Annotated in this window: 1 rRNA gene; it reads left to right on the top strand. The window is 54.7% G+C overall.

What is annotated here, in order from left to right:
- A 16S ribosomal RNA gene (locus tag AWV70_RS16815) occupies window positions 1-243 on the top strand; the annotation flags it as partial.

Below are 243 nucleotides of genomic sequence, written 5' to 3'. Positions count from 1 at the left end.
CACAAGCGGTGGAGCATGTGGTTTAATTCGAAGCAACGCGAAGAACCTTACCAGGTCTTGACATCCCGCTGACCGGTGTAGAGATATGCCTTTCCCTTCGGGGACAGCGGTGACAGGTGGTGCATGGTTGTCGTCAGCTCGTGTCGTGAGATGTTGGGTTAAGTCCCGCAACGAGCGCAACCCTTGATCTTAGTTGCCAGCATTCAGTTGGGCACTCTAAGGTGACTGCCGGTGACAAACCGG

This window comes from Sporosarcina koreensis (assembly GCF_001531445.1).
Lineage (GTDB): Bacteria > Bacillota > Bacilli > Bacillales_A > Planococcaceae > Sporosarcina > Sporosarcina koreensis_C.
This window is presented reverse-complemented; position numbering and strand designations above follow the sequence as displayed.